Genomic DNA, 7,671 nt, shown 5'->3' on the forward strand with positions numbered 1-7,671 from the left:
CCTCGACCGGATCGACGCAGTGAACCCGCTGGTCAACGCCATCGTCTCGCTGCGCGACCGTGCCGACATCTTACGAGAGGCCGACGAAGCAGACACCCATCTGGCGCATGCAGGGCATTCCGGCCCCCTGTTCGGCCTGCCGATCGCCATCAAGGATCTCGCGCAGACCAAGGGCCTCAGGACCAGCTTCGGCTCGCCGATCTTCGCCGATTTCGTGCCGCAAGAGGATGATTTCTTCGTCGAACGCGTCCGCAAGGCCGGCGCCATCATCATCGGCAAGACCAATGTTCCCGAATTCGGCCTTGGCTCCAACACCTACAACACCGTGTTCGGTCCGACGCTCAACGCTTTCGACCCGGCCTTGACGGCTGGCGGTTCGAGTGGCGGCGCGGCGGTCGCGCTGGCGCTCGACATGGTGCCTGTCGCCGACGGCAGCGACTTTGGCGGCTCGCTGCGCAACCCGGCCGCCTACAACAATATCTACGGCTTCCGTCCGTCGCAGGGACTTGTCCCCGCTGGCCCCGACCTTGACGTCTTTCATGCGCAAATGGGCGTGGAGGGGCCGATGGGCCGCAGCGTGAGCGACATGGCGCTGCTGCTCGACGAGCAGGCTGGCTACGACCCTCGCGCGCCGCTGTCACATCACAAGCACCGCTCCTTCCTACAGGGACTGCAAACGGCAGCAACTGGCGGCCGCATCGCTTGGTTCGGCGATCTCGGCGACCATCTGCCGCTCGAACCCGGCATCCTTGATCTTTGCGAGGTCGCTCTCGGCCGATTCGCCGAAATATCCTTTCAGACCGAAGCGCTGGTGTCGGATTTCGACTTCGAGGCGCTATGGCAGGCCTTTGTGACGCTGCGCCAGGCGAGCAGCGGTTGTGCGCTCAAGGCGCATTACGACGATCCCTTGAAACGCCGTCTTCTGAAGCCGGAGGCCGTGTGGGAAGTGGAACATGCGCTGCGCCTCACAGCGCCGCAGATCCATGCCGCCACGGTGAGGCGCTCGTCGTGGCACAAAACCCTGCTGTCGCTCTTCGACCGCTTCGATCTCGTCGTGCTGCCGACCGCGCAGGTCTTCCCCTTCGAGGTCTCCACCCACTGGCCGACGCAAGTGGCCGGGCGTGCCATGGACAGCTATCACCGCTGGATGCAGGTTTCAGCGCTCGCCACGCTGGGCGGTTGCCCGGCGGTCAACGTCCCGGCGGGCTTCGATGCCAGAGGCAGGCCGATGGGCATGCAATTGATCGGGCGGCCGCGCGACGACATGGCCGTGCTGAGAGCCGCGGCCGCCTACGAGACGACGCTGCCGTGGCAGGCCGGAGCCTAAATCCAGATCAAGGCTGCCAGCGACATATGCTGCCGGCTTGCACCGGCGTTGCTGTCATGCATTGATCACGGTCGGCCGCGCGCAAGCCGCATACTGTCGAGGAAAATCATGTCGCTGGAACTCTACGTCACCTATGTCGTTGCCTGTATCGTCATTATCCTGGTGCCTGGACCGACAGTCACGCTGATCATCGCCAACAGCATCCGCCACGGCTCCCGCGCCGGCCTCGCCAACGTCGCCGGCACGCAGGCCGGGCTGGCCATCATGATCGCCATTGTCGGCATCGGATTGACTTCGCTTATCGCGGGAATGGGTCATTGGTTCGAATGGGTCAGGCTGGTCGGCGCCGCCTATCTGATCTGGATGGGCGTGCAGATGTTCCGCTCCAAGGGCAAGCTGAATGCCGACGGGTCGGCGAAAAAACCGCGCGGTGGCTTCTTCCTGCAGGGCCTGCTGGTGGCGATCAGCAATCCCAAGACGCTGGTGTTCTTCGGCGCCTTCTTTCCGCAATTCATCGCCCCTGAAGGCAACTACGCGCTGCAGATCGGCGTCATGGGTCTCACTGCGATGATCTTCGCCGCCGTGTCGGATTCGACCTACGCGCTGGCCGCCGGCCGTGCCGGACGCCTGCTCTCGGCCGGCCGCGTCAAGCTGCTGTCGCGGATCAGCGGCAGTTTCCTGGTCGGCGGCGGCCTGTGGCTGGCGTTTTCAAAGGCGAAGTAACAGCCGCGAACCCGACGTCCAGAACGGTAACATCAACCGGAACAAAAAGGCTGATTGAAAGTCAACCTTCGTGGCACCACATGAATCCGCACTGAGGGATTCATGTCTATGCCGTGGACTTATGCGGATTTGAAAAGGAACGCGTTTGGCGTGATCCTGCTCATCACTTTGTTCGCGGTAATGGTTCCGTCGGCTCTGAACCAATGGGCGAATGACGCAAGCCCGATCCGGTCGGTTGATGCGATCGATGCTACGATCAAAAGTGTTCAGTGGGGCAAAGGACGCGGCGCTGTTTATGTACTTTTTCTCGAGAACGGTTCGCCGGTTCTTATCGATGACGATAGCCCGCATCTGATCGGCTCGCGCGTCAGCATTGAACGCGTCACGCGTGACAACGGTTCGATCTCCTACAGATTCGCAAATTGAACGGCGGCGTGTTGCTGGCGTTTTCAAAGGCAAATTAGTGACCACCAGCATTTCTTAGAAAGGCGCTATTGAAAAATGGACTTTCGCTACTCAAATGTAATGAATGAGTCAAACAAGTATTTCTCTTAGAAATCGTTTGATTTTACTTCAAGAAGAGTACCGTGACGCCATTGTCGGCGTCTCTTTGTTTTGCGCCATCACTTTGGTGATAGCTATACCGATTGTGACGCGGCATATCAGCCCGATTGTTGCCTTGCAAAAAGTTGTGGGCATCGTCGAAAACGTCACGACGACGCCTCTTAATCCCAAAGCCATTGTCGGCCGGGGAATCCGTTACCTGTACCAAGTCCGTCTGCGCGACAGCGGGATGCTGGTGCTCGTGCAAGGCGAAGTGGGCTCACCGCATATGATCGGATCGGAAGTTTCGATCGAACAGCAGCAGCACCAGAACGGTACCGACACATACCAATTGCTCAACGAATGAGCGGCGTGGTGAGCGGCCCTAAAGCCGCCCCAGCCTTTCCAGCAACAGCGCGAAAAACGCATCATGGTCGATGTCGCGCATCACCATGGCGTTCTTCGGCCGCTTGGTCACGCCCCACCAGTCGATGACGGTCATGCCCATGGTGAGCTCCGAGGCGGTTTCCACCGTCACATTGCAGTTGCGGCCGCTGAACAGCTCCGGCTTCAACAGATAGGCGATAACGCAAGGGTCGTGCAGTGGGCCGCCATCGGTGCCGTATTTCTCCTCGTCGAAGCGCTCGAAGAATTCCAGCATCTCCGCCGTGGCCGTGCCGACCCTTGTACCGAGCTTGCGAAAGGCCTGGGTGCGCTTGGCCGTGGTCAGCGCCTTGTGGGTGACGTCGAGCGGCATCATGACGATCGGGATGCCCGATTTGAACACGACATCGGCGGCATGCGGGTCGACATAGATGTTGAATTCGGCGGTCGGAGTGACATTGCCGCCTTCGAAGAAGCCGCCGCCCATCAGCACGATTTCCTTGATCCGCGGCGCAATCCTCGGCTCGCGGATCAGCGCCAGCGCGATGTTGGCGAGCGGTCCGAGCGCGCAGAGCGTGATCGTGCCGCTCTCTTCCTTCATCAGTGTCTCGACGATGAAATCGACCGCATACTGGTCCTGTAGCTTCATTGTTGGTTCGGGCAATTGCGGCCCGTTGAGGCCGGTCTCGCCATGCACCTCCTCGGCGGTAACCAGTTCGCGCGCCAGCGGCCGAATGGCGCCGGCATAGACTTTGATGTCAGGCCTGCCGGCCAGTTCGCAGATCTTGCGTGCGTTCTTTTCAGTGAGCCTCAGCGGCACGTTGCCGGCGACGACGGTCATGCCGACGATCTCCAGCTCGGCGCTGCCAAGCGCCAGCAATATGGCGACGGCATCATCCTGGCCGGGATCCGTGTCGATGATGATCTTGCGGGATTGGGGCATTTCAATTCCTTGTTTAGGGAGTCTTTTTGGGCGGGGCTTTCGACGGCTTGAACTTGACCGCGGGGCGGACCATATCAAGACCATCGGGAAAAATGCCATCCGGGTTTTTCCACTTTATGTCGCTCTTGAGAGGACAGTGTAACATGAGCCGAATGACGCCTTTCTCCAGCCCGCTGCTCCTGGGTTTCGACGCCATGGAAAAGACCCTGGAACGTCTGGCGAAGTCAGGTGACAGCTACCCTCCCTATAACATCGAGCGCCTCAGCGGTGCCGACGGCAAGGCCGAAAGGCTGCGTATCACGCTCGCTGTCGCTGGTTTCGCCGAAAACGATCTCGATGTGACCACGGAGGAGAACCAGTTGGTCGTGCGCGGCCGTCAGAACGACGATACCGAGCGCGAATTTCTTCATCGCGGCATTGCCGCGCGCCAGTTCCAGCGCTGTTTCGTGCTGGCCGACGGCATGCGGGTGATCGCGGCGGAGCTGAAGAACGGCCTTTTGTCGATCGATCTCGATCGGCCCGAGTCCGAACGGCTGGTACGGAAAATAAACATATCGGTGAAAGACTGATCTTCATCGATAGCTCTCATGCGAGGCGGCCTTGAGCGGCGTCCTCGCGCCAAGGAGGCTTAAATGACCAGAACTGACGAAAATCTCATCATGACCAGCGGCGAATTCGCCCATCTCGGCGAAGGCTCGGTCGCCTATCTCAGGAAAGTGTCGAGCGACGATCTGCGCGGCCGTTTCCCGGGCCTCGGTGAAATCGCGCCCGGCCTGGAACTGTGGGCCCTGTTTGCCGCCAATGGCCAGCCGATCCTGCTTTCGGACGCTCGCGACCGGGCGCTGGCCGGCGCCCTGGAAAACGACCTGACCCCCGTCGCTATCCACTAACAACGTCGCGATCCACTAACAATACGGTAGAGCGATCTGGTTGGAACGGACAGGGCCGCTCACGGTGGCCCTTAAACGGATCTGATCAAAAAGCTCAGGCTGCGTGCGAGGCCTGTGTGTCCGATAAAAGCGCGTGGATCGCTGCGGCGTCGCGGGTACCCCTGATCTTGGCCACCGTGTCGGCGTCGCGCAGCACCCGCGCGATGCGCGACAGCGCCTTGAGGTGGTCGGCGCCGGCGCCTTCGGGCGCCAAAAGCAGGAACACCAGGTCGACCGGCTGGTCGTCCAGCGCCTCGAAATCGACCGGCGTCTCCAGCCGGGCGAAAACGCCGGCGATCCGCTTCACCCCGGCCAGCTTGCCATGCGGAATGGCGATGCCGTTGCCGACACCGGTCGAGCCCAGCCGCTCACGCTGCAGGATGGTGTCGAACACCTCCCGTTCCGGAATGCCGGAAATCGCTGCCGCCCTTTCGGACAGCATTTGCAGCAGTTGCTTCTTGGAGTTCGCCTTCAACGCCGGCAAGATCGCCGGAACGTTGATAAGATCGCTCAGATCCATACTTGAAATCCCTTGTTCGCCTGCCGTCGCAGCCCACACTCTCGCGTGCGGCTGGTTTCTTATCCCAGTGCGGCCTTGGCCGTCATCCCTGCGCGACCTTGGTCGTAGACGGGTCGATCCAGCCGATATTTCCGTCCGGCCGGCGATAGACGATATTGAGATGCTCGTTTCCGGCATTGCGGAAGACGAGGACCGGAGTGTCCTTGGTGTCGAGCTCGATCACGGCAGACGCCACCGACATGGTCCGCAGCGTCATGGTTGATTCGGCAACGATGGCTGGCGCGAAATTCTCCGGTATGTCCTCATCGTCGTCGGCAAGCGGCGCCATCACCGTATAGGCGATGTCGGTAAGTTCGCCATTGGCATTGCCTAAATTATGTGACTTCAGCCGACGCTTGTAGCGCCGAAGGCGGGTTTCAAGACGATCCGCCGCGGCCTCGAAAGCGAGCGTCGGGTCCTGGGCTTCACCGGTCGCCTGCAGCGAAGCGCCGGAATCCAGCCGGATCATGCAATCGGCCGTGTAGCGCGACCCCGATTTGACGACTACGATTTGACCTGAAAAGCCCCGATCGAAATATTTCCCGATCACTTCCCCGACACGGTCGTTGATGCGCGTACGGAACGCATCGCCGATATCCATGTGTTTTCCTGATATGCGCAGTGTCATCTGAAAACTGACCTTCCTTGCTCAGGCTTCAAACTGTCCCGAGTTTATACCCGTGGTCTGTGCGCACAAGCTTTGCGGCGTCACTTGCGCCGATTTTAAATCCGAACTTTCCGGTTGATCACAAGCCGCCTTCTTGACCGTCCCGTGGCCAACGTCGTGACGGACCATCCGCATGCGGGCAGCAGCCCGTCTCATGCGGGCGGGCTTCTAGCCACTTCGTTGCGGCTTGTCAATGAAGCCCAAAAGCTGTGGAAATTCCGTCGGAGATCAACGCCCGGCGCTGGCCAAGGCGCGCTTTTCACGCCGCCTCTGCACCGACGAGGGAATATTCATGCCCTCCCGATACTTGGCGACCGTTCGCCTGGCGATATCGACGCCGCTTTCCCGCAACATATCCACAATCGCGTCGTCGGAAAGCACGTCGACAGGTTTCTCCTCGTCAATCAACTGCTTGATGCGGTCGCGCACCGCCTCCGACGAATGCGCGTCGCCGCCACCCGACGAAGCGATCGAGGCGGTGAAGAAATAGCGCAGTTCGAACACGCCGCGCGGCGTCAGCATGTATTTGTTGGCGGTGACCCGGCTGACGGTCGATTCGTGCATGCCGATGGCATCAGCCACCGTGCGCAGATTGAGCGGCTTCAGGTGACGCACACCATGGACGAGGAAAGCGTCCTGCTGGCGCACGATTTCCGAGGCAACCTTGAGGATGGTCTTCGCCCGCTGGTCGAGGCTGCGCGTCAGCCAGTTGGCGTTCTGCAGGCACTCCGCCAGGAAATCCTTTTCCGTCTGGTTCTTCGCATGCGGTGAAACCTGGGCGAAATAGATATGGTCGACCAGCACGCGCGGCAGCGTTTCGGAGTTGAGTTCGATCACCCAGCTCCCGTCATTGGCCGCCCGCACTTCGACATCGGCGACGATCGCGTCGCTGGCGCCGCCCGAAAACGCCATCCCCGGGCGTGGATCGAGCGCACGTATCTCGGCCAGCATGTCGAGCAGATCCTCCTCGTCGACCCCACAAATCCGTTTCAGGGTCTGGAAATCGCGCCGCGCCAAGAGTTCGAGATTGGCAATCAAAGCCTTCATCGCCGGGTCGAGCCGGTCGCGGACGGCAAGCTGCAGCGACAAGCATTCGGCGAGGTCGCGGGCAAAGATGCCGGCGGGCTCGAAGGTCTGGCAGACAGCGAGCGCATTCGTCACTGCTGTTCTGTCGGTGCCGAGACGGGCGGCGATCTCGGCCATGTCGGCGCGCATATAGCCGGCCTCGTCGAGGCCATCGGCCAGTTCGCTGGCGATCAGGCGTGCTGCCGGGTTGGCGAAGGCAAGCGCGACCTGTTCGCCGACATGCTCGCGCAGCGTGATGGCGGCGGCCGCCATGTCTGCGACATCGAAGCCGTCGGACGAGGACGCGGAACCATTGCCGGAGGCCGATTTCCATTGGGCCGTCAGGTCGGGACCGAGCCGCTCGCTGGTGCCGGGGTCGTCGGGAAACAGGTTTTCCAGCGAAGTATCGAGCTTTTCCGAAATCGCCTCGGCGCTCCACGCCGTTTCCGTCTCGAACCAGTCGCCGCTGGTGGCCGTTTCCGGCGCGGCATCGATCTTCTGCGCCTGGTCGCTGATGGCATCGTCCTGCGG

10 protein-coding genes are annotated in these 7,671 nt (G+C 61.0%); 6 read left to right on the forward strand and 4 right to left on the reverse strand.

Annotation, left to right across the window (positions count from 1 at the left end; genetic code table 11):
- The 4 genes from E5W87_RS19530 to E5W87_RS19545 form a co-directional block, all read left to right on the forward strand.
- A partial coding sequence (locus E5W87_RS19530) for an amidase (RefSeq protein WP_292400969.1) occupies nt 1-1,327 on the forward strand: 1,327 nt, incomplete at its 5' end.
- A 108-nt stretch (nt 1,328-1,435) separates the two neighbouring features.
- Nucleotides 1,436-2,050 carry a LysE family translocator gene (locus E5W87_RS19535; RefSeq protein ID WP_292400972.1) on the forward strand — a complete coding sequence of 205 codons (615 nt, stop codon included), beginning with the start codon at nt 1,436-1,438 and terminating at the stop codon, nt 2,048-2,050.
- Nucleotides 2,051-2,152: 102 nt separating this feature from the next.
- Complete coding sequence (locus E5W87_RS19540; RefSeq protein WP_292400974.1) at nt 2,153-2,476, forward strand: hypothetical protein; 324 nt, start codon at nt 2,153-2,155, stop codon at nt 2,474-2,476.
- 103 nt (nt 2,477-2,579) lie between these two features.
- Entirely contained in the window at nt 2,580-2,960 is a 381-nt protein-coding gene (locus E5W87_RS19545; RefSeq protein ID WP_292400977.1) for a hypothetical protein, read from the forward strand.
- 18 nt (nt 2,961-2,978) lie between these two features.
- Here the strand turns inward: E5W87_RS19545 and E5W87_RS19550 are convergent, their stop codons facing one another.
- Nucleotides 2,979-3,920, reverse strand: a complete 942-nt coding sequence (locus E5W87_RS19550; protein ID WP_292400980.1) for a nucleoside hydrolase — start codon at nt 3,918-3,920, stop codon at nt 2,979-2,981.
- Between the two features lie 143 nt (nt 3,921-4,063).
- Here E5W87_RS19550 and E5W87_RS19555 point away from each other — a divergent pair, with 143 nt between their 5' ends.
- Together E5W87_RS19555 and E5W87_RS19560 are read left to right on the forward strand one after the other, a co-directional pair.
- Nucleotides 4,064-4,489, forward strand: coding sequence for an Hsp20 family protein (locus tag E5W87_RS19555; protein WP_023797450.1), 426 nt, complete (start codon nt 4,064-4,066; stop codon nt 4,487-4,489).
- Nucleotides 4,490-4,552: 63 nt separating this feature from the next.
- Nucleotides 4,553-4,810: a DUF1150 family protein gene (locus E5W87_RS19560; protein WP_258122204.1), complete on the forward strand. Its 258-nt coding sequence runs from the start codon at nt 4,553-4,555 to the stop codon at nt 4,808-4,810.
- A 94-nt stretch (nt 4,811-4,904) separates the two neighbouring features.
- On the opposite strand, the gene ptsN is transcribed toward E5W87_RS19560, so the two are convergent.
- The 3 genes from ptsN to rpoN all read right to left on the reverse strand — a co-directional run.
- Nucleotides 4,905-5,369: a PTS IIA-like nitrogen regulatory protein PtsN gene (gene ptsN, locus E5W87_RS19565; RefSeq protein ID WP_095488401.1), complete on the reverse strand. Its 465-nt coding sequence runs from the start codon at nt 5,367-5,369 to the stop codon at nt 4,905-4,907.
- An 82-nt stretch (nt 5,370-5,451) separates the two neighbouring features.
- Complete coding sequence (gene raiA, locus E5W87_RS19570; RefSeq protein ID WP_292400987.1) at nt 5,452-6,036, reverse strand: ribosome-associated translation inhibitor RaiA; 585 nt, start codon at nt 6,034-6,036, stop codon at nt 5,452-5,454.
- Nucleotides 6,037-6,303: 267 nt separating this feature from the next.
- Nucleotides 6,304-7,671: RNA polymerase factor sigma-54 (gene rpoN, locus E5W87_RS19575; RefSeq protein ID WP_292400991.1), on the reverse strand; the 1,368-nt coding region annotated here is incomplete at its 5' end.

The organism is Mesorhizobium sp. (assembly GCF_004962925.1).
Classification (GTDB): Bacteria; Pseudomonadota; Alphaproteobacteria; order Rhizobiales; family Rhizobiaceae; genus Mesorhizobium.

Excerpts from the sequence above, each read along its gene's own strand:
- E5W87_RS19535 (WP_292400972.1), top strand. The coding sequence starts at position 1,436 with ATGTCGCTGGAACTCTACGTCACCTATGTCGTTGCCTGTATCGTCATT.
- E5W87_RS19540 (WP_292400974.1), top strand. The coding sequence starts at position 2,153 with ATGTCTATGCCGTGGACTTATGCGGATTTGAAAAGGAACGCGTTTGGC.
- E5W87_RS19545 (WP_292400977.1), top strand. The coding sequence starts at position 2,580 with ATGAGTCAAACAAGTATTTCTCTTAGAAATCGTTTGATTTTACTTCAA.
- E5W87_RS19550 (WP_292400980.1), bottom strand. The coding sequence starts at position 3,920 with ATGCCCCAATCCCGCAAGATCATCATCGACACGGATCCCGGCCAGGAT.
- E5W87_RS19555 (WP_023797450.1), top strand. The coding sequence starts at position 4,064 with ATGAGCCGAATGACGCCTTTCTCCAGCCCGCTGCTCCTGGGTTTCGAC.
- E5W87_RS19560 (WP_258122204.1), top strand. The coding sequence starts at position 4,553 with ATGACCAGAACTGACGAAAATCTCATCATGACCAGCGGCGAATTCGCC.
- ptsN (WP_095488401.1), bottom strand. The coding sequence starts at position 5,369 with ATGGATCTGAGCGATCTTATCAACGTTCCGGCGATCTTGCCGGCGTTG.
- raiA (WP_292400987.1), bottom strand. The coding sequence starts at position 6,036 with ATGACACTGCGCATATCAGGAAAACACATGGATATCGGCGATGCGTTC.